The organism is Burkholderia pyrrocinia (assembly GCF_018417535.1).
GTDB classification, from domain to species: domain Bacteria; phylum Pseudomonadota; class Gammaproteobacteria; order Burkholderiales; family Burkholderiaceae; genus Burkholderia; species Burkholderia pyrrocinia_E.
Genome location: NZ_CP070977.1, coordinates 1,450,845 through 1,470,873, shown reverse-complemented (window position 1 = coordinate 1,470,873; position 20,029 = coordinate 1,450,845). Strand labels below are relative to the sequence as shown.

Here is a 20,029-nt window from a genome sequence, read left to right as displayed (position 1 = left end):
CGCATGAAACCCGACTCCGTTTCCCCACGGCGGCACCTCGGCCGCCGCTTCCTGATCGAATGGATCGCGATCGGCTGCCTCGGGATCGCAGTGATCCTCGCGTGTGCGCTCGGCCGCCTGTCGTCGAGCGTCGACGGGCTGATCTACGACCGGTTGCTGATGCTGCGCAGCCTGCCGCTATCGCCCGACGTGGTCGTCGTCGACATCGACAACCAGAGCGTGTCGGCGCTCGGCCGCTGGCCGTGGTCGCGCGACGTGCATGCGCGGCTGCTCGACACGCTGGCGCGCGCGCAGCCGGCCGCCGTCGTCTACGACGTATTGTTCACCGAACCGTCGCCGGAGGATCGCGCGTTCGCGGACGCAATGAGCCGCGTGCCGACCTTCCTGCCCGTGCTGCTGAGCCCCGAGCAGGCGGACGGCACGCGTACCGTCGATCCGCCGGTGGCCGCGCTCGCGGCGCGCGCGACGGGGCTCGGTCACATCAACCTCGAAGTCGATCGCGACGGCATCGTGCGCAGCGTCGCGCTGTTCGAAAGCGACGGCCGCGTGCGCTGGCCGCAACTGATGGTGCCCGTCTATCGCGCGATCCAGGCCGGCCGGCTGCATCCGGTCGGCGGCGCGCCGGGCGCGAACGCGCACGACCTGGCGCGCGACGCGGCCGGCGAGGGCCGCTACCTGATCCCGTTCAGCCGCAACACGCCCGCGTATCCGACGCTGTCGTTCGACGACGTGCTCGAAGGGCGCGCGAAGCCCGACGCGCTGCGCGGCAAGATCGTCGTCGTCGGCGTGACCGCGTCGGGGCTGTACGACCGCTTCGCAACGCCCGTGTCCGGCGATTTCGGCCCGCTCGCCGGCGTGTATATCCATGCCAACGTGCTCGACATGCTGGCTACCGGCAGCGCGATCTCGCCCGCGTCGCGCGCGGGGCTGTTCGCCGCGTCGCTGCTGCCGCTCGCCGTGCTGCTGGGCGGCTTCCTGATGTTGTCGCCGTGGCGCGCGCTGCTGCTGACGCTGAGCCTCGCCGCGCTCGCCGTCGTTGCGAGCACGGCGCTGCTGTTCGAGGCGCGCATCTGGCTGTCGCCGGCGCCGGCGATCTTCGGGCTGATCGGTGTCTACCCGATCTGGAACTGGCGGCGCCTCGAAATGACGATGTCGTACCTGCGCCGCGAGCTGCAGCGGCTCGCCGACGAGCCGCACCTGCTGCCCGAGGCGCCGCGCACGCGCAGCGTCGGGGGCGACGTGCTCGAGCGCCAGATGGCGCTGATGGCGCAAGCCGCGCAGCGCGTGCAGGACATGAAGCGCTTCGTGTGGGACAGTCTCGACAGCATGCCCGAACCGATCTTCGTGACCGACCTGGCCGGCACCGTGCTGATCGCGAACCATGCGGCGAAGCGCTACGGGTCGCGGCTCGCGCTGCCGCTGCCGGAAGGGCGGCCGCTGCGCACCGCGCTCGGCGAGCTGACGTTCATGAAGACCGTCGACGGCAACGCGGAACACGATGCGGCGATCCGCGCGCACTGGCCGGCCGCGCTCGACCCGACGCTCGAGGCCGAGCACGATGCGATGGCGCGCGGCATCGAGGTGCGCGATCGCGACGGGCTCGACCACTTGTTACGCTACGCCGCTTGCACGAACGCGCAGGGCCGCGTGACGGGCTGGATTGCCGGCCTCGTCGACGTGACCGAACTGCACGCGGCCGAACGGCATCGCGAGGAAGCGCTGCACCTGCTGTCGCACGACATGCGCTCGCCGCAGTCGTCGATCCTCGCGCTCGTCGAGATCGAGCGCGACCGCGTCGAGACCGACGCGATGCGCGCGCTGCTCGCGCGGATCGAGCGCTATGCGCACCGCGCGCTGTCGCTCGCCGACGAGTTCGTGCAGTTGGCACGCGCGGAGTCGCAGGCGTACCAGCTCGAGGCGACGAGCCTCGTCGACGTGCTGATCGATGCGAGCGACGAGGTATGGCCGCAGGCGCAGGCGAAGCACATCCGCGTCTACACCGATGTCGGCACCGGCATGTGCTGGGTGCGCGCGGACCGCTCGCTGATCACGCGCGCGTTCGTGAACCTGCTGAACAACGCCGTCAAATACAGTCCGTCCGACACCGTGATCACGTGTACGCTGACGGTCGAGCACGCGTCGAAGCGGATGTTCTGTACGATTCGCGATCAGGGGTACGGCATTGCGCCGGAAGATCAGCGGCATCTGTTCGAGCGTTTCAAGCGATTCCATGCCGGCGAGCGGCCCGAGATCCCGGGTTCCGGGCTCGGCATGGCATTCGTGAAGACGGTCGTCACGCGCCATGGGGGCAGCGTGTCGGTCGATAGCGAAGTGGGCGTCGGCACTGCGGTGACAGTGTCGTTGCCCGCGATCGACGAGCCGTCCGCCTGACAGGGCCGGGCACGACGGCAGGCATTTGGTTTGGGGAAAGCCATGAGAAAGGAATGGGCAGCGGCCGCGCTGGCGGCGTCGCTGTTGACGGGCTGCGCCGGTATGACGAGCGGCGTGAGTGCGGTCGGGCAGCCGAATGCGTTTGCATCCGGCGCGCACGGCTACGATTTTGTCCGCACGGCCGCGCAGGCCAACGACGCCGAATACCGGCAGATCGAGACGCTCGTGCGCGACGAACTCGCGCGCCGCGGTTTCGACGCGCAGCCGCTCAAGGACGCGCGCTACCGGCTGTCGATCGCGTACGCGACGCAGCCGGCGGCGGTCGCGGCCATTGCCGACCAGTGCGGCGCCGCGAGCAGTGCGTGCGTGACGGTCGACGGGCCGTCGCCGCTCGCGCTGCCGTTCGCGGGCGCGGTGTACCGCCACGTGCTGACGCTGCGTTTCGTCGATGCGAAATCGGGCGCCGACGTCTATCGCGTGACGGCCGCGCTGCGCGATCGCGAACCGGGCTCGCAGCAGGCCGCGCCGGCGCTCGTGAAGAGCGCGCTCGCGAAGGTGCCGTTCGACGCGGGCGACGGCTGGCTCGTCAAGACGAAAAAAGACGACGCGGGCGGGATGCCGGGCGTCGTCTCGGTGAAGCCGGCCGCAGCGCGCTGAGCGCCGGCCGGTGAGGTGAGGGCGGGCCCGCCGCGGCGAGCCCTTGCCGCGTTCAGGCGGCCGGTTGCGCGCCGCCGCGCGTGCGCAGGTATTCGTCGAATTCCGCGGCGACTTCCGGATGGCGCAGCGCGAATTCGACCGTTGCCTTCAGGTAACCGAGCTTGCTGCCGCAGTCGTAGCGCGTGCCTTGGTACTTGTAGGCCAGCACCTGTTCATCGGCGAGCAGCGCCTGGATCGCGTCGGTGAGCTGCAGCTCGCCGCCCGCGCCCGGCTTCAGCGCGCGCAGGTGCTGGAAGATCCGCGGCTTCAGGATGTAGCGGCCGACCACGCCGAGGTTCGACGGCGCGACTTCCGGCGCAGGCTTCTCGACGATCGCCGACATCTTGACGATCGACTCTTCCCACTCCTTGCCGTCGACGATCCCGTACGACTTCGTCTCCGACGGCGGGATCTCTTCGACGCCGATCACCGAGCTGTGATAGTGGTCGAACACGTCGACCATCTGCTTCATCACGGGCGGGTTGCCGTCGAGCAGGTCGTCCGCGAGGATCACCGCGAACGGGTTGTCGGCCACGAGCTTCTCCGCGCACAGCACCGCATGGCCGAGGCCGAGCGCTTCCGGCTGGCGCACGTAGAAGCAGTCGACATGGCTCGGCTTGATGCTGCGCACGAGTTCGAGCAGCTTTTCCTTGCCGCGCGCCTCGAGCTCGGCTTCGACCTCGTACGACTTGTCGAAATGATCCTCGATCGCGCGCTTGCTGCGCCCGGTGACGAAGATCATCTCGGTGATGCCTGCGGCGATCGCTTCCTCGACCGCATACTGGATCAGCGGCTTGTCGACGACCGGCAGCATTTCCTTCGGGCTCGCCTTCGTTGCCGGGAGGAACCGTGTGCCGAGACCGGCCACGGGGAACACCGCCTTGGTGACTTTCAACATGATCGAACCTTTATCCCTGTAATCGACTTGTCAGACGGCTTATGTTCACGTCCGCATTATATTGAACGCAAACGGCCTTACGGTTTGTTACGCAGGCAACTTTACGCAGGCAACCGATCGAGTTGCGCACGCAGTTTCTCGAGCGTGCTCTGGAATTCGGCGACGCGCTTTTGCTCCTGTTCGACCACGGCCGGCGGCGCTTTCGCGACGAATGCCTCGTTGCCGAGCTTCGCGTTGCACTTCGCGAGCTCGCCCGTGAGGCGCGCGATTTCCTTCGACAGGCGCTCGCGTTCGGCCGCGACGTCGATTTCCACCTTCAGCACCAGCTTGTTCGGGCCGACGATCGCGATCGGCGCGCCGTGCGCTTCCTTGTCGAGCGTCGCTTCGTCCGCGAGGATCTGCACTTCCGACAGGCGCGCGAGCGCCTGGACGTACGGCGCGAACGAGCGCAGGCGCTCGGCATCGCCGGCCGCGAGCAGCGGCACCTTCGTCGCCGGCGACAGGTTCATCTCGCCGCGCAGGTTGCGGCACGCGTCGACGATCGCCTTCAGGTCGGCCGCCCACTGCTCGGACGCCTCGTCGAGCTTCGCCAGGTTGGCGACCGGATACGCCTGCGTCATCAGCGACGCTTCGCCCTCGGCCTTGCCTTGCGGATAGCGGCCCGCGAGCGGCGCGACCTTCTGCCAGAGCGCCTCGGTGATGAACGGGATGACCGGGTGCGCGAGGCGCAGCACCGTTTCGAGCACGCGCAGCAGCGTGCGGCGCGTGGCGCGCTGCTGTTCCGGCGTGCCGTTCTGGATCTGCACCTTCGCGAGTTCGAGATACCAGTCGCAGTACTCGTCCCACACGAACTTGTAGATGCTGGTCGCGACGTTGTCGAAGCGGTAGTCGGCGAAGCCCTTCGCGATGTCGGCCTCGGTACGCTGCAGCAGCGACACGATCCAGCGGTCGGCCGCCGAGAAATCGAGGTAGCCGCCGGGGCCGCAGTCGCCCGCGCCGCAGACTTCCGGCTTGTCGCTGCCGCAGTCGTGGCCTTCGCAGTTCATCAGCACGAAGCGCGTCGCGTTCCACAGCTTGTTGCAGAAGTTGCGATAGCCTTCGCAGCGCGCGAGGTCGAAGTTCACGTTGCGGCCGAGCGTTGCCATCGACGCCATCGTGAAGCGCAGCGCGTCGGTGCCGAACGCGGGGATGCCGTCCGGGAATTCCTTGCGCGTCTTTTTCTCGATCGTCGCGGCCTGCTTCGGATTCATCAGGCCCGTCGTGCGTTTCGCGACGAGCGTTTCGAGATCGATGCCGTCGACGATGTCGAGCGGGTCGAGCGTGTTGCCCTTGCTCTTCGACATCTTCTGGCCTTCCGCGTCGCGCACCAGGCCGTGCATGTAGACGGTATGGAACGGCACCTTGCCCGTGAAGTGCGTGGTCATCATCACCATCCGGGCGACCCAGAAGAAGATGATGTCGAAACCCGTGACGAGCACCGACGACGGCAGGAAGTGCGAGAGTTCAGGCGTTTCGTTCGGCCAGCCGAGCGACGAGAACGGCACGAGCGCCGACGAGAACCACGTGTCGAGCACGTCTTCGTCGCGCTTCAGCGCGCCCGTGTAGCCCTGTGCGGCGGCCTTCGCGCGCGCGTCTTCCTCGCTGCGCGCGACGAACACCTCGCCGTTCTCGCCGTACCACGCGGGGATCTGGTGGCCCCACCACAGCTGGCGCGAGATGCACCAGTCCTGGATGTTCTCGAGCCACTGGTAGTAGGTGGTCGTCCAGTTTTCCGGGACGAACTTGATCTGGCCGTCACGCACGACGTCGAGCGATACCTCGGTGATCGACTTGCCTGGGTGGAACGTGCCTTCCGGCGCCGGCTTCGTCATCGCGACGAACCACTGGTCGGTCAGGATCGGTTCGATCACGACGCCCGTGCGGTCGCCGCGCGGCACCATCAGCTTGTGCGGCTTCACGGAGTCGAGGAAGCCCAGCGCGTCGAGGTCGGCGACGATCGCCTTGCGTGCGTCGAAGCGGTCGAGGCCGCGATACTGCTCGGGGCCGTTGTCGTTGATCTTCGCGTCGAGCGTCAGGATCTCGATCGGTGCGAGGTTGTGGCGCAGGCCGACCTGGTAGTCGTTGAAGTCGTGCGCGGGCGTGACCTTCACGACGCCGGTGCCGAATTCGCGGTCGACGTAGTCGTCGGCGATCACCGGGATCTCGCGGCCCGTCAGCGGCAGCGTGACGAGCTTGCCGATCAGGTGCGCGTAGCGCTCGTCTTCCGGATGGACCATCAGCGCGACGTCGCCGAGCATCGTCTCGGGGCGCGTCGTCGCGACGGTCAGCGAGCCCGAGCCGTCGACGAGCGGGTAGCGGATGTGCCACAGATGGCCGTTTTCCTCTTCGCTGACGACTTCGAGATCCGACACGGCGGTAAGCAGCACCGGATCCCAGTTGACGAGGCGCTTGCCGCGGTAGATCAGGCCCTGTTCATGGAGCGTGACGAACACGTCGCGCACGGCGGCCGACATCTTGTCGTCCATCGTGAAGTATTCGCGCGACCAGTCGGTCGACGCGCCGAGACGGCGCACCTGGCCCGTGATCGTCGAACCGGACTGCTGCTTCCATTCCCACACGCGCTCGACGAACTTCTCGCGGCCGAGGTCGTGGCGCGACACGCCCTGCGCGTCGAGCTGGCGCTCGACGACGATCTGGGTGGCGATCCCCGCGTGGTCGGTGCCGGGCACCCACAGCGTGTTCTCGCCGAGCATCCGGTGGTAGCGGGCGAGGCCGTCCATGATCGTCTGGTTGAACGCGTGGCCCATGTGCAGCGTGCCCGTCACGTTCGGCGGCGGCAACTGGATCGCGAAATCGGGGCGGGACGGGTCGAATGCCGGGGCGGCATGGCCGCGTTTTTCCCACTCCGGCCCCCATTGGGCTTCGATGGTGTGGGGTTCGAAACTCTTCGCAAGCGTGTTGTCGCTCATGTTGGAAATCTGCCGAAATATGCGTGAATTGGATGCCGAATCTGACAATTATAAATGGATGCCCATCGGCCAGCCATCGCGTTGCCGGCTGGGGGCCGTCGCGACGCGGCCGCAACGTGCTTGCGACGTGTGCCCGAACGGATCGGGAACGGCATCGCGCGGCCGCCTTATAATGTCGGGTCCGCTTTTCCTACGCCCGCCCGCTGCCGCTCCATGCCCGATCTGCTCGCCAATCTGAACCCCGAACAACACGCCGCCGTCACGTTGCCGAACGAACCGGCGCTGATCCTCGCAGGGGCGGGCAGCGGCAAGACCCGCGTGCTGATCACGCGCATCGCGTGGCTGATCCAGCAGGGCTACGCGTCGCCGCCCACCGTGCTCGCCGTCACCTTCACGAACAAGGCCGCGCGCGAGATGATGGCGCGCCTGTCGGCGATGATGCCGATCGACACGCGCGGGATGTGGATCGGCACGTTCCACGGCCTGTGCAACCGGATGCTGCGCACGCACTGGCGCGACGCCGGCCTGCCGCAGACCTTCCAGATCCTCGACACCGCCGACCAGTTGTCCGCGATCAAGCGGCTGATGAAGGCGGCGAACGTCGACGATGAGAAGTACCCGCCGAAGAACGTCCAGTACTTCATCAACAACGCGAAGGAGCAGGGGCTGCGCCCCGACAAGGTCGACGCGACCGACAGCTTCAACCGCAAGTTCGTCGAGCTGTACCAGGCGTACGACCAGCAGTGCCAGCGCGAGGGCGTCGTCGATTTCCCCGAGCTGCTGCTGCGCTGCTACGAGCTGCTCGCATACAACGCGCCGCTGCGCGCGCACTACCAGGCGCGCTTCAAGCACATCCTCGTCGACGAGTTCCAGGACACCAACAAGCTGCAGTACGCGTGGCTCAAGATGCTCGCGGGCGGCCAGAACGCGATCTTCGCGGTCGGCGACGACGACCAGTCGATCTACGCGTTCCGCGGCGCGAACGTCGGCAACATGCGCGACTTCGAAGACGAATTCCGCGTGCGCAACCTGATCAAGCTCGAGCAGAACTACCGGTCGCACGGCAACATCCTCGACGCGGCGAACCAGCTGATCTCGAACAACGCGCACCGCCTCGGCAAGAACCTGCGCACCGACGCGGGCCACGGCGAGCCCGTGCGCGTGTACGAGGCGAGCACCGATTCGCAGGAAGCCGGCTGGATCGTCGAAGAGATCCGCTCGCTGATCAACACCGGGATGGCGCGCAGCGAAGTGGCCGTCCTGTACCGCAGCAACGCGCAGTCGCGCTCGATCGAGCACACGCTGATGTCGTCGGGCATCCCGTATCGCGTGTACGGCGGCCTGCGCTTCTTCGAGCGGCAGGAAGTGAAGCACGCGCTCGCGTACCTGCGCCTGATCGACAACCCGAACGACGACACGGCGTTCGTGCGGGTCGTGAACTTCCCGACCCGCGGGATCGGTGCACGCTCGATCGAACAGCTCGCCGATGCGGCGCGCCTCTACGATTGCTCGATGGCGGCCGCGATCCCGTACGTGACGGGCAAGGCCGGCACGAGCCTCGGCGGGTTCGCGAACCTGGTCGCGAAGATGCGCGCCGAGACACAGCAGATGAACTTGCCGGACACGGTCGAGTACGTCGTGCGCGCGAGCGGCCTCGCCGATTTCTACCAGGGCGAGCGCGAAGGGCAGGACCGTCTCGAGAACTTGCAGGAACTCGTGAACGCGGCCACCGCGTTCGTCGCGGAGGAAGGCTACGGGCTCGACACGCCGGCTCGCTCGATCCCGCTGCGCGCGGGTGCGATCGCGGCGCCCGAGCTCGGCGCGGCGACCGACGATCCGGCGGTCGAGGTACTCGATCCGGCGTCGCCCGGCGATCCGGCGCAGAACCCCGACACGATGACGCCGCTCGCCGGTTTCCTGTCGCATGCGTCGCTGGAGGCCGGCGACAACCAGGCGCAGGCCGGGCAGGACGCCGTGCAACTGATGACGGTGCACGCGGCGAAGGGGCTCGAATTCTCGGCCGTGTTTATCACGGGCCTCGAGGAAGGGCTGTTCCCGCACGAGAACAGCGTGCTCGAATCGGACGGCCTCGAGGAAGAGCGCCGGCTGATGTATGTCGCGATCACGCGCGCGAAGGAGCGGCTCTACCTGTCGTTCGCGCAAAGCCGGATGCTGCACGGCCAGACGCGCTACAACGTGCGCTCGCGCTTCTTCGACGAGTTGCCGGAGCACGTGCTGAAGTGGCTGACGCCGAAGGTCGAGGCCGGTTCGCGCTGGGGCGGGCGTTCGGACAACGCCGGGTACGGGCGCGACTGGTTCGCGCGGCCGGGCGGCGGCAGTCGCGAGCAGATCGTCGATGCAGCGGTGTCCGCGCCGCTGCCCGCGTTCGCGGACAAGCAGCGCGCGGCCGGCGCCGGCTTCCGGGTCGGTCAGCAGGTGTTCCATACCAAGTTCGGCGAAGGCACGGTCACCGCGCTCGAAGGCAACGGCACCGATGCGAAGGCGCAGGTGAAGTTCAAGCGGCACGGCGAGAAGTGGCTCGCGCTCGCGGTCGCGAAACTGCAGGCGGTGGAATGATGGGCATCGACATGGTTGCCACGCCTTCGACCCGCCCGCTCGGCATTCTGGCCGCGCTGCCCGAGGAACTCGGCGACCTGATCGCCGCGATGCGCGCCGACGGCGCGATGAAGACGGTCACGCTCGGCCGCCGCGATTACCACGTCGGCACCGTGCACGGCGCGGCCTGCGTCGTCACGCTCGCACGGGTCGGCAAGGTCGCGGCCGCCGCGACGGTCAGCACGCTGATCCACGTGTTCGGCGTCGCGGGCGTCGTGTTCACCGGCGTCGCGGGCGGCGTGTCGCGCACGGTGCGGGTGGGCGACGTCGTCGTGGCCGATACGCTGCTGCAGCACGATCTCGACGCATCGCCGCTCTTTCCGCGCTACGAGGTGCCGCTGCTCGGCATCACGCGTTTCGCGACCGACGCGGCACTGACGGCCCGTCTCAGGGCCGCATGCACGCAGTTCGTCGCGCAAGAGGGCGCGCAGTTCGCCGCACGCTTCGGGCTCGCCGGCGCGACGCTGCACGCCGGGCTCATCATCAGCGGCGACCGGTTCGTGTCGAGCGAGCATGAGGTCGTCGCGCTGCGCGACGCGCTGCCCGACGCGCTCGCGGTCGAAATGGAAGGCGCCGCGATCGCGCAGGTGTGCGCGGAGCACGACGTGCCGTTCGCGCTCGTGCGCACGATCTCCGATACGGCCGACGATCACGCGACGCAGTCGTTCTCGCACTTCCTGTCGGCGATCGCGAGCAGCTATTCGTCCGGCATCCTCAAGCGTTTCCTGACGCTGCATGCGACGACGGCGGCCTGAAGCCGCCGTCGTTGTCTCCCAAGCCGTTCGACCGGCCGCCGCGCGCACGCCGCGGCCGGCTCGTCACGCCTGCTTGCGCCGGCTGCTTTCGAGGTTCGGCAGGAACACCGTCAGCACGCCGATCAGCGGCAGGAACGAGCACACCTTGTAGACGAACGTGATGCTCGTCGCGTCGGCGAGCTGGCCGAGCACGGCCGCGCCGACGCCGCCGAGGCCGAACGCGAAGCCGAAGAACAGGCCCGCGACCATCCCGACCTTGCCGGGCATCAACTCCGTCGCATAGACGAGGATCGCGGCGAACGCCGACGCCAGCACGATGCCGATGATCACGGTCAGCACGCTCGTCCAGAACAGGTTCGCATACGGCAGCAGCAGCGTGAACGGCGCGACGCCGAGGATCGACACCCAGATCACGTACTTGCGGCCGATCCGGTCGCCGACGGGCCCGCCGATCAGCGTGCCGGCCGCCACGGCCGCGAGGAACACGAACAGGTGGATCTGCGCGGCCTGCACCGACAGGTGGAACTTGTCGATCAGGTAGAACGTGAAATAGCTGTTGATGCTCGCGAGATAGAAATACTTCGAGAACACGAGCAGCACCAGCACGCCGATCGCGCCGATCACGCGGCCGCGCGACAGCGTCGGGTGGCCGGCCGCCACGACCTTCTTCTTCATCGACGGATGCTTCTTGTACCAGTGGCCGATCTGCGTGAGCACGACCATCGCGACGAGCGCGGCCGCGGAGAACCACGCGATGCTGTGCTGGCCGTGCGGAATGATCACGAGCGCGGCGAGCAGCGGCCCGAGCGCGGAACCCGCGTTGCCGCCGACCTGGAACACCGACTGTGCGAGCCCGTGCTGGCCGCCCGACGCCATCCGCGCGACGCGCGACGATTCAGGATGGAACACCGACGAACCGCAGCCGACGAGCGCCGCGGCCACCAGCAGCATCGGGAAGCTCGGCGCGACCGACATCAGCAGCAGCCCCGCGAGCGTGAAGCCCATGCCGACCGGCAGCGAATACGGCTTCGGACGCTTGTCGGTATAGAGGCCGACGAGCGGCTGCAGCAGCGACGCGGTGATCTGGTAGGTGAGCGTGATCAGGCCGATCTGCGCGAACGACAGCGCGAACTGGCTCTTGAGCATCGGATAGATCGCGAGGATCAGCGACTGGATCATGTCGTTGAGCATGTGCGAAAAGCTGATCGCGCCGAGCACCGGATAGACGGTGCGGGACGCGGGTGGCGCGGACGGCTGGGCGGCGGCTGCGCCGACGGCTCCGGTGTCGAGGCTGGTTTCCATGTGAGCTGAACGAGTTGAGGTGGCGGGCGCGCTCTGATGGGGATCGGCGCGTTTTGAATCGTTGATGCGTCAAAGAAGTGTAATGTGGCGTATCAAGAATGTCAGGCCAAGTTTTATCGCGAATCAGACATTCGTCCGACAGTTCGGCCGTTGCCCGTTTTTTTGACCGGGTATAACGCTGGCGGCGCGTCCGCCTGCCAGCGGGGCCGCGCCGGGGCCCGGTGCGTGTTTTACCGGACTCAAGAAACGGCGGTGGCGGCCGTAGAACGACCCAATGACAACAGGTGCGCCGCGCCCGGCACCGGCTACCCGCCGTGCGGGCGCAGGACGCGCGGCATGGCCTGCCATCGCGGGAACGCCGGGACCGACCTTTCCGGCAGCGTGATCCATACGGGGATATATCGATGAAAGCAGCATCATTGCATCCGCAGCCAGGTGCGGCGGTCGCCGCACCCGACGTTGCCGCCGGTCGCGCCGCACGGCGCCTGCGCGCGGCGCGTCGCGAGCGCCGGCCGTGGACCGTCAAGGCGACCTTGCGCGCCGCGTTCGCGATCCTGCTGGCCGGCACGCTCGCGATCGGCGTGTTTTCGCTGTGGCAGATCAGCCGGCTGAACGCGTCGATCGCATCGGTCTACGAGCAGGGCCACGTCGCGAGCCGCGCGGCGCAGGAGGTCCGCGCCGAGGTGCTGCGGGCGAGCCGTGCACAGAAGATGCTGCTGACTGCGACCACCGCGAAGGAGCGCGACGAGCTGGGCGCCGAGGTCGGCGCGGGGCTCGCGTCGATCGGCCAGGCGCTCGGCACGCTGCAGCGTTATGCGGATCCGGCCGACGCCGACGATTCGGCGCGGCTGCGCGCGTTCTCGACGGCCGTCGGTACGTGGAGCGCGCATCTGCGCGATTTCGTCGCGCTCGTGCGCGCGCAGCCGCTCGACCTGTCGCAGATGAACTGGCAGGTCGGCACGCAGGACGTGTCGCTGCTGGTCGAAACCGGCAAGCTCGAAAAGCTCGTCGCCGTACTCGTGAAGACGCGCGGCGAGAAATCGAAGGCGACGCTCGATGCGTCGGCCACCATTTTCTCGTCGTCGTTTGCGATGATCGCGGTCATGACGGCCGCGCTGATCGTGCTCGCGATCGCGATCGCCGAACGCGTCGTGCGGCGCCTCGCGTCGCAGCTCGGCGGCGAGCCCGCGCACGCGAAGGCGATTGCCGCCGACATCGCGCGCGGCGACCTGACGCGGCCGATCACGCTCGGCCGGCACGACCGCGACAGCATGGTGCGCGCGCTCGCCGAGATGCAGACGGGGCTTGCGGCGACCGTCGGCGAGATCGCCGTCAGCGCCGAGGCCATCGCGGCCGCGTCCGGCGAGATCTCGACCGGCAATCTCGACCTGTCGCGGCGCACCGAGCAGCAGGCCGTCGCGCTCGAACGCACGGCGGCCAGCATGGAGCAGCTCACGTCGACCGTGCGGCAGAACGCCGAGAACGCGCGGCAGGCGAGCACGCTCGCGGCCAATGCGTCGGCCGTTGCGGAGACGGGCGGTGAAGTCGTCGGGCGCGTGGTTGCAACGATGAGCGAGATCGACGACAGCGCGAAGAACATTCGCGAGATCATCGGCACGATCGAAGGGATCGCGTTCCAGACCAACATTCTCGCGTTGAATGCGGCAGTCGAGGCCGCGCGCGCCGGCGAACAGGGGCGCGGCTTCTCGGTGGTCGCGGGCGAGGTGCGCCTGCTCGCTCAGCGCGCGGCGACCGCGGCGAAGGAGATCCGCGCGCTGATCGGCGCATCGGTCGAGCGCGTCGCGAACGGCGCGGCGCTCGCGCACGACGCGGGCCGCACGATGGGCGACGTCGTGCGCGCAGTCAAGCGCGTGACGGACATCATCGGCGAGATTTCGGCGGCATCGGACGAGCAGAGCGCCGGGATCGAAGAGATCGGCCGCGCGGTCACGCAGATGGATGCCGGCACGCAGCAGAACGCGGCGCTCGTCGAGCAGGCAGCCGCCGCCGCGAATGCGCTCGATGAACAGGCGCAGGCGTTGAAGTCGCTGGTCGGGCGCTTTCGCATCGCGGCCTGAGCGCGCCTGTCAGCCCCGCGTTTACGACTTCTTCTGCTTGTCCGGATCGATGATGACCGTGCAGGTCGTGCCTGCCGACAGCACCACGTCGGCCGGCACTTCGTCGATCCGGATGCGCACCGGCACGCGCTGCGCGAGGCGCACCCAGTTGAAGGTCGGGTTCACGTCCGCGACGAGGTCGCGGCTTTGCGGGTTGTCGCGATCGTAGATGCCGCGCGAGATGCTTTCGACGTGACCTTTCATCACGCCGCCGCTCATCAGCCGCATTTCGGCCGGCGCGCCGATCTTCACGCGCGGCAGCTTGGTTTCCTCGAAGTAGCCGTAGACCCAGAACGAGTGGCTGTCGACGATCGCGAGCTTCGCCTGGCCGGCCACCGCGTAGTTGCCCTTGAACGTCTGCAGGTTCGTGATGTAGCCGTCGACCGGTGCGACGACGCGCGTGCGTTCGAGATTGAGCTTCGCGGCGTCGAGCGCGGCGATCGCCTGCTGGTACTGCGCATCGGCGCTCGACGCACTGTGCGCCGCGTTCTCGCGGTTTTCCTTCGATACGACCAGCGCATCGAGATCCGCGCGGCGGGCCGCGTCGTCGCGGCGCATCTGCAGTTCCGCGCGACGGGCGGCGACGGCCGCCTGTGCCTGCTCGACCGCGATCTGGTAGTGCGACGGGTCGATCTGCATGATCAGGTCGCCCTTTTTCACGAGCTGGTTGTCATGCACGGGCAGCTCGACGATCGCGCCCGACACGTCCGGCGCGACGTTGACGATCTCGGCGCGCACGCGCCCGTCGCGCGTCCACGGATCGTCCATGTAGTGCACCCACAGCGAGCGCCCGATCAGGATCGCGACGAGAAGGATGACGGCGGTCGCGACGAAGCCGAAGAGTTTTCTGAGAATCATGATGGTTCGGGATCAACGGTAAACGGCAAGACTCAGTCCGCCGCAAATGCAGACGAGAAGGCAGGCCCGGAACAGCGACGGGTGCCAGACGAGACGGTAGAGGCCCGTGTAGGCGAGCAGGCGGTCGACGGCCCAGGTCGCGAGCGCGCCGAGGACGAACATCAGCACCACCGTGGGCATGTAGGCATCGAGAATGGCGATTTCACGCGGCATCATGACGAGGCTCCTGGTTGGGGACGCACGGGGCGGTTGCGGTTGAGCGGCTCGAGCGGCGATTCCGGATCGAGCAGCGCGGTGCGCACGAAATGCAGATGGCTCAGGATGCGCTGCAGCCGGTGGCGCTCGTCGCGCGTCGGCTCGAACGCGTCGAGCGTCTGCCGGGTCGCGTCGATCGCGGCATTGGTCGCGGCGAGCGTCGCATCGAAGCGTGCGGCGCTCGGTTTCGCGAACAGCGTCGACAGCGCGGCGCGCATCGTCTCGATCGCGCGACGCCACGGCATCGCCGGCGCATAACGCGGGTCGGGCGGCAGCGTCGCCAGCTCGTGGCGCAGGTCGATCGCCGCGTTGCCGGTTTCGAGCACCGCGAACATCCAGCGCAGTGCATCGCGCTGCACGTCGGGCTGGTCGGCCGACAGCGTGTGGGCCTGGTACATCAGGTCGCGCGCGCCGCTCTCGAAGCGCGTGCGCAAGCCGGCGAGCCGCGCGTGGCAGGCCGCGACGGCCTGGTGGCGCAGGTCGGCGAACAGCCGCTTCTTGAGCCACGGCGCGGTCGGCGGGAACAGCACCGCGAACGCGATCGCCGACACCAGCATCGACAGCACGAGCGCGAGCGCGTCGTTCATGAAGCTGGTCGGGTCGTAGTGCGTGATGTTGTCCGGGCCGGCGAGGAAGCTGAAGAAGATCAGGTAGCCCATCCCGTAGCCCGCGAGCTTCGGCTTCAGCGTCATGAAGATGCCGATCGCGAGCAGCGGCGCGAGCGCGACGCACAGCAACGGGAAGCCGTCGATGTGCGGATAGATGCCGAACGTCAGCAGGAAACCCGTGCAGACGGCGAGTGCCGTCCCCATGCCCATCTGCGCGGACATCGCGGTCGGGCGCGGCGTCGACGACGCGAGCGCGCAGGTGGCCGCCGCCGTCAGCGTGAGCGTCACGCCGCTCGGCCACGCGGTCTCGATCCAGAACCAGCCGAGCACGAGGATCACGGTCGCGGTGCGAATCGCCGCGATCACCATCGCCGTCATGTTGGTGCGCGGCTCGTAGCGCTCGATCCAGCGTTCGCGTTCGTGCGTCGCGGTCGACAGCGATGCGTAGGTCGCCGCGTACTCGTGCAGGTCGGTGATGAAGCGGTACAGCAGCTCGGCGGCCGTATCGAAGTCGAGCAGCGGAAAGTCCGGCTGCGTTTCGAGCGCCGCGCGCGTCGCACGGATGCGGCGCGGCAGCGCGTCGCGCCACGCGAGCAGTTGCTCGGCCGCGTGCCCCGCGTCGGTCGACGTGCGCACGGGTTCGCCGGCGGGCGTCAGCAGCAGCGGCGCGATCTCGCGGAAGTACGGCTCGATCGCGTCGATCGCGGCCTGCGCGCCGGCCGCATGCAGGCGGTTCATCAACTGGTGCAGCGCATGGAAACGGCTCGACGCGCTCATGAACTCGCTGTTCAGCCGCGCGAGGCGGCCGCTGCGCATCCGCGTGTCCGGATCCTCGAACACGGCCATGCTGCGCGCGGCCTCGAAACCGACCACGTCGGCGACGAAGCGCGTATGGATGGTTTCGATATGCGCGCGGTCGAGCTGGCCCGACAGCGCCGACGCGACGTAGTCGACGAAGCTGCCGAAGCGCTTGCGTACCGTCGTGCGCATCTGCTCGCCCGTGTACTGCGGAAACACGAGCGCGCTGACCACGCCGGCCGACACGATCCCGACCATGATTTCGGCAACGCGCGTCAGCGCGCTCATGAATGCACCGTCCGGGTGCTGCGACGCGGGCAGTCCGATCAGCGCGGTCGTGTAGCCGGCCAGCAGGAAGCCGTAGCTGCGGAAGTTGCGGTTGCGCGCGGCACCGGCCGTGCACAGCGCGACCCACAGCGCGACCGCCAGCAGGAACAGTTGCGGCTGCTGCGGGAACAGCCCGACGAACGTGAGCGTCGCGATCAGCCCGAAGATCGTGCCGGCGACGCGGTAGAAGCTCTTCGCGAGCACCGCGCCGCTTTGCGGCTGCATCACGATGAACACCGTGGTCATCGCCGTTTTCGGCGCGGGCAGGTCGAGCCGCATCGACACGCCGGTCGCGATGAACGCGGCGAGCAGCGCCTTGAACAGGTAAAGCCACGCGGCGCCGTCGCTGCGGGCCCAGTCGCCGAACGCGGCGGACCAGGCCGCGAGCGGACCGCCGGCGTGCGTGGAAGCGGGGGAGGAGGCTGACATGGCGGGCGCTCCGCGTTACCGTGCGGCCGGCACGCCGGACGCGCCGGCGGCGGCGACCTGCGCGGGCGGGGCAACCGCCGCCGCGGGCTTCGCGCCCGACGCGGCGGCAGGCGCTGCGGTGCCGGCGGCGGATTCGTCGCGAGGCGGATGGCCGCCCCGCGGATGGCCGCCCCGCACATCCTCGCCCGTCTCGACGCCGCCGCCGAGCGCGGCCATCAACTGCGCGTGCGCGGCAAGGCGTTCCGCATCGATGCGGGCCGCCGTCTCCTGCGCGCGCAGCAACTGCTGTTGCGCGATCAGCACGTTCACGTAATCGGTCAGCCCGCGGCGGAAGCCTTCGCGCGACAACTGGTAGCTGCGGTCGTTGGCGGCCACCGAGCGCGCGGCGTCCTTCTTCTGCGTATCGAGCGAGCGGATTCGCACGACCTGGTCGGCAATGTCCTTGAGCGCGCCGACGATCGTCTGGTTGTAGCGCTCGACCGCCTGGTCGTAGCCGGCATTCGCCGCGCCGAGCTGCGCGCGCAGCCGGCCGCCTTCGAAGATCGGCAGCGACAGCGCGGGGCCGGCCGTCCAGCCGCCGTTCATCGCGCGCAGGAAGTCGGTGAACGGCGCGGTCACGCCGAAGCCGCCGACCGTCGCGAGCAGGTCGATGTTCGGGTAGAACGCGGCTTTCGCGACATCGATGCCGCGCGCCTGCGCGTCGACCGTCCAGCGCGCCGCGACGACGTCCGGGCGGCGGCCGAGCAGGTCGGCCGGCAGCGCCGACGGCAGGCCGGCCTGCGCGTCGAGCGCAAGCTGCGGCCGCTTGATCGCGTCGCCGGCACCCGGGCCCTTGCCGGCCAGCGCGGCGAGCTGGTGGCGCGCGAGCTGGATCGCTTCTTCATAGCTGTCGATCTGGCGCTCGTAGTCGGGCAGCGTCGATTCCGCCTGACTCACTTCGAGCTGCGTGCCGAGGCCGGCCTGCAGCCGCTTGCGCGCGAGATCGGCGAGCGAGCGCTGGCGTTCGAACGTTTCGTGCGCGAGGTCGAGCAGCGCATAGTTCATCGACATGCCGACATACGCGCGCACGACGTTGACTTCGAGCTCGAGCTTCGCCGCACGCGCGTCGGCGGCGGTCGCATGCGCGGTGTCGAGCGCGCGCTCGGTCGCGTTCTTGTCCTTGCCCCACAGGTCGAGGTGATATGACAGGCCGAGCGTGCCGGTGTTGTTCCAGGTATCGGTGTTCGCGAGCGGGCCCGGGCCGTAGTACACGTTGTCGGGCCAGTGCTGGCGCATCAGCGAAAGATTGCCGTTGATCTGCGGCAGTTCGGCCGAGCGGGCGACGCGCGCCATGGCCTGCGCTTCGCGCACGCGGGCCTCGGCGGCCGCGAGCGTCGGGTTGCCGGCCTGCGCGGCGGCGATCCACGTGTCGAGCTGCGGATCGCGGTAGGCGCGCCACCAGTCGGCCGCGGGCCAGCCCGCGTCGCGGTCGGCCGCGCGGATGGCGGCGCCGGCATCGAGCGCGTCCGCTTCGATGCGGGCCGACTGCGGCTTGTTGTCGCCCATGCTCGCGCATCCGGCCATTATTAATGAGACTGCAAGAACCGCCAGTGCGAGCGTCCCTTTTGTCGCCGGAGACTGCACGATTTTCTCCCTTTCGGATATAGATGAGTCGGAGGCGATTATATTTTTCAGTGATTCCTGAATAAATGGACAACGGTGCAAGTCATTTTTACGAATCCTGAGACAATACTTGTTCGCCTCTGTGCAACAATCCGTCCGGATTCACACGGGTAATGGGATGGATACGTTACAAAACATGCGGGTATTCGTTCGTGTGGTCGACGCGGGAAGCTTTACCGCGGCCGCCCAGCAGATGAATTCGACCACCGCCTATGCGTCGCGCGCGATCTCGGATCTCGAGGCGCACCTGCGCACGCGCCTGCTGAACCGCACGACGCGCCGGATCGCGCTCACCGAAGCCGGCGAGCGCTACCTGCAGCGCTGCGAGCAGATCCTTGCGTATGTCGACCAGGCCGAAGCCGAGGCGGGCGACGCGCACGCGCGCCCGTCGGGCAAGCTGAAGGTCCATTGCTTCACGAGCCTCGGCCAGCACTACCTGGTGCCGGCCATCGCGCGCTATCGCGAGCGCTATCCGGACGTGCACGTCGAGCTGACGCTCGCGCAGCGGATGCCCGACTTGCTCGACGAGGGTTACGACGTCGCGATCGTCGTCGGCCGCGACCTGCCCGATTCGGGGCTCGTGTCGCAGCGGCTTGGCGAGAGCTACAGCGTCGTGTGCGCATCGCCCGGCTATGTCGAGGCGCATGGCGTGCCGCAGCGGCCGGTGGATCTCGCGCAGCACGTGTGCCTCGGGATGGTCGCGCCGGGCTTTCACTACGACGAATGGGCGCTGGCGGGGCCGAATGGGGAGGAGGTCGTTCCGATCACTGCGCCGCCGTTTCGCGTGAACGTCGCCGAGGCGCTTGCGGTGGCCGTGCGGGAGGGGATGGGGATCGGGGGGCTGCCGCTCTATTCGGCGATCGGCTGGCTGCGCAGTGGGCACATCGTGCGCGTGATGCCCGAGTACCGGTCGCACGTGATGAACATCTATGCGCTGTATCCGTCGCGTCAGTACCTCGACGCGAAAATCCGTACCTGGGTCGATTTCCTGCGCGACGAGCTACCGTCCACACTCGCAGCCGACGAAGCCGCGCTCGAGCAGTACACACGTGCGACATGACCGCGCGGTTGACCGCAATCTGACGAGATTTGTCCTTCACGCAACATTTTTTTACCAACGCGTGTCGGACAGTTTGATACTGTTGAAGTTATCGAGATATACATCACCCCGGAGTAGCAATGGATACGCACCTGATGATCGGCCTTGGCGTCCTGCTTGGCGCGGCTGCTGCCGCCGCGGCGACCCGCGACCTGCTGCGTGCGATGAAGGCGAAGGCGCAGATGAAGCCGGTGCCGGTGCGCGTGCGCGCGGCGCAGCACGGATCGCGCCGCACCGACCGCTGATCGG

At 68.2% G+C, this 20,029-nt stretch carries 14 protein-coding genes; 7 read left to right on the top strand and 7 right to left on the bottom strand.

Annotated features, from left to right (window positions below; translation table 11 throughout):
• The first annotated feature begins 3 nt into the window (after positions 1–3).
• Both JYG32_RS06920 and JYG32_RS06915 read left to right on the top strand, forming a co-directional pair.
• On the top strand, positions 4–2,391 hold the full coding sequence (locus JYG32_RS06920) for a CHASE2 domain-containing protein (protein ID WP_174383041.1): 2,388 nt from the start codon (positions 4–6) through the stop codon (positions 2,389–2,391).
• A 42-nt stretch (positions 2,392–2,433) separates the two neighbouring features.
• The gene (locus JYG32_RS06915) at positions 2,434–3,048 is read left to right on the top strand and encodes a DUF4136 domain-containing protein (RefSeq protein WP_213265087.1); all 615 of its coding nucleotides are present in this window, start codon (positions 2,434–2,436) and stop codon (positions 3,046–3,048) included.
• A 52-nt stretch (positions 3,049–3,100) separates the two neighbouring features.
• Here the strand turns inward: JYG32_RS06915 and galU are convergent, their stop codons facing one another.
• Both galU and JYG32_RS06905 read right to left on the bottom strand, forming a co-directional pair.
• Positions 3,101–3,985 (bottom strand): UTP--glucose-1-phosphate uridylyltransferase GalU, encoded by an 885-nt coding sequence (gene galU / locus JYG32_RS06910; protein WP_047900480.1) that lies wholly within the window; start codon positions 3,983–3,985, stop codon positions 3,101–3,103.
• Between the two features lie 101 nt (positions 3,986–4,086).
• Complete coding sequence (locus JYG32_RS06905) at positions 4,087–6,954, bottom strand: valine--tRNA ligase (protein WP_213265086.1); 2,868 nt, start codon at positions 6,952–6,954, stop codon at positions 4,087–4,089.
• Positions 6,955–7,167: 213 nt separating this feature from the next.
• Between JYG32_RS06905 and JYG32_RS06900 the strand changes: the two genes are divergently transcribed.
• Positions 7,168–9,531, top strand: coding sequence for a UvrD-helicase domain-containing protein (locus tag JYG32_RS06900; RefSeq protein WP_213265085.1), 2,364 nt, complete (start codon positions 7,168–7,170; stop codon positions 9,529–9,531).
• On the top strand, positions 9,528–10,325 hold the full coding sequence (locus JYG32_RS06895) for a 5'-methylthioadenosine/adenosylhomocysteine nucleosidase (RefSeq protein ID WP_213265084.1): 798 nt from the start codon (positions 9,528–9,530) through the stop codon (positions 10,323–10,325). Before JYG32_RS06900 ends, JYG32_RS06895 begins: the two co-directional genes overlap by 4 nt.
• A 63-nt stretch (positions 10,326–10,388) precedes the next feature.
• On the opposite strand, the gene JYG32_RS06890 is transcribed toward JYG32_RS06895, so the two are convergent.
• On the bottom strand, positions 10,389–11,627 hold the full coding sequence (locus JYG32_RS06890) for an MFS transporter (RefSeq protein WP_174383046.1): 1,239 nt from the start codon (positions 11,625–11,627) through the stop codon (positions 10,389–10,391).
• Between the two features lie 404 nt (positions 11,628–12,031).
• On the opposite strand from JYG32_RS06890, the gene JYG32_RS06885 reads away from it, so the two are divergent.
• On the top strand, positions 12,032–13,705 hold the full coding sequence (locus JYG32_RS06885; RefSeq protein WP_213265083.1) for a methyl-accepting chemotaxis protein: 1,674 nt from the start codon (positions 12,032–12,034) through the stop codon (positions 13,703–13,705).
• Between the two features lie 21 nt (positions 13,706–13,726).
• Here the strand turns inward: JYG32_RS06885 and JYG32_RS06880 are convergent, their stop codons facing one another.
• Genes JYG32_RS06880 through JYG32_RS06865 form a run of 4 tightly spaced genes read right to left on the bottom strand, consistent with a single transcriptional unit; the run spans position 13,727 to position 18,642 of the window.
• Positions 13,727–14,602 carry an efflux RND transporter periplasmic adaptor subunit gene (locus tag JYG32_RS06880; protein ID WP_014897260.1) on the bottom strand — a complete coding sequence of 292 codons (876 nt, stop codon included), beginning with the start codon at positions 14,600–14,602 and terminating at the stop codon, positions 13,727–13,729.
• 12 nt (positions 14,603–14,614) lie between these two features.
• Positions 14,615–14,818 (bottom strand): DUF1656 domain-containing protein, encoded by a 204-nt coding sequence (locus JYG32_RS06875; protein ID WP_011351756.1) that lies wholly within the window; start codon positions 14,816–14,818, stop codon positions 14,615–14,617.
• The gene (locus tag JYG32_RS06870) at positions 14,815–17,019 is read right to left on the bottom strand and encodes an FUSC family protein (protein ID WP_213265082.1); all 2,205 of its coding nucleotides are present in this window, start codon (positions 17,017–17,019) and stop codon (positions 14,815–14,817) included. Before JYG32_RS06870 ends, JYG32_RS06875 begins: the two co-directional genes overlap by 4 nt.
• Before the next feature lie 15 nt (positions 17,020–17,034).
• Positions 17,035–18,642, bottom strand: coding sequence for an efflux transporter outer membrane subunit (locus JYG32_RS06865; protein ID WP_213265081.1), 1,608 nt, complete (start codon positions 18,640–18,642; stop codon positions 17,035–17,037).
• A gap of 157 nt (positions 18,643–18,799) precedes the next feature.
• Here JYG32_RS06865 and JYG32_RS06860 point away from each other — a divergent pair, with 157 nt between their 5' ends.
• Together JYG32_RS06860 and JYG32_RS06855 are read left to right on the top strand one after the other, a co-directional pair.
• The gene (locus JYG32_RS06860) at positions 18,800–19,741 is read left to right on the top strand and encodes a LysR family transcriptional regulator (RefSeq protein ID WP_213265080.1); all 942 of its coding nucleotides are present in this window, start codon (positions 18,800–18,802) and stop codon (positions 19,739–19,741) included.
• A gap of 119 nt (positions 19,742–19,860) precedes the next feature.
• Positions 19,861–20,025, top strand: a complete 165-nt coding sequence (locus tag JYG32_RS06855) for a hypothetical protein (RefSeq protein ID WP_174384446.1) — start codon at positions 19,861–19,863, stop codon at positions 20,023–20,025.
• Positions 20,026–20,029: the final 4 nt, after the last annotated feature.

Excerpts from the sequence above, each read along its gene's own strand:
- galU (WP_047900480.1), bottom strand. The coding sequence starts at position 3,985 with ATGTTGAAAGTCACCAAGGCGGTGTTCCCCGTGGCCGGTCTCGGCACA.
- JYG32_RS06875 (WP_011351756.1), bottom strand. The coding sequence starts at position 14,818 with ATGATGCCGCGTGAAATCGCCATTCTCGATGCCTACATGCCCACGGTG.
- JYG32_RS06905 (WP_213265086.1), bottom strand. The coding sequence starts at position 6,954 with ATGAGCGACAACACGCTTGCGAAGAGTTTCGAACCCCACACCATCGAA.
- JYG32_RS06900 (WP_213265085.1), top strand. The coding sequence starts at position 7,168 with ATGCCCGATCTGCTCGCCAATCTGAACCCCGAACAACACGCCGCCGTC.
- JYG32_RS06860 (WP_213265080.1), top strand. The coding sequence starts at position 18,800 with ATGGATACGTTACAAAACATGCGGGTATTCGTTCGTGTGGTCGACGCG.
- JYG32_RS06920 (WP_174383041.1), top strand. The coding sequence starts at position 4 with ATGAAACCCGACTCCGTTTCCCCACGGCGGCACCTCGGCCGCCGCTTC.
- JYG32_RS06915 (WP_213265087.1), top strand. The coding sequence starts at position 2,434 with ATGAGAAAGGAATGGGCAGCGGCCGCGCTGGCGGCGTCGCTGTTGACG.
- JYG32_RS06890 (WP_174383046.1), bottom strand. The coding sequence starts at position 11,627 with ATGGAAACCAGCCTCGACACCGGAGCCGTCGGCGCAGCCGCCGCCCAG.
- JYG32_RS06870 (WP_213265082.1), bottom strand. The coding sequence starts at position 17,019 with ATGTCAGCCTCCTCCCCCGCTTCCACGCACGCCGGCGGTCCGCTCGCG.
- JYG32_RS06885 (WP_213265083.1), top strand. The coding sequence starts at position 12,032 with ATGAAAGCAGCATCATTGCATCCGCAGCCAGGTGCGGCGGTCGCCGCA.
- JYG32_RS06895 (WP_213265084.1), top strand. The coding sequence starts at position 9,528 with ATGATGGGCATCGACATGGTTGCCACGCCTTCGACCCGCCCGCTCGGC.
- JYG32_RS06855 (WP_174384446.1), top strand. The coding sequence starts at position 19,861 with ATGGATACGCACCTGATGATCGGCCTTGGCGTCCTGCTTGGCGCGGCT.
- JYG32_RS06880 (WP_014897260.1), bottom strand. The coding sequence starts at position 14,602 with ATGATTCTCAGAAAACTCTTCGGCTTCGTCGCGACCGCCGTCATCCTT.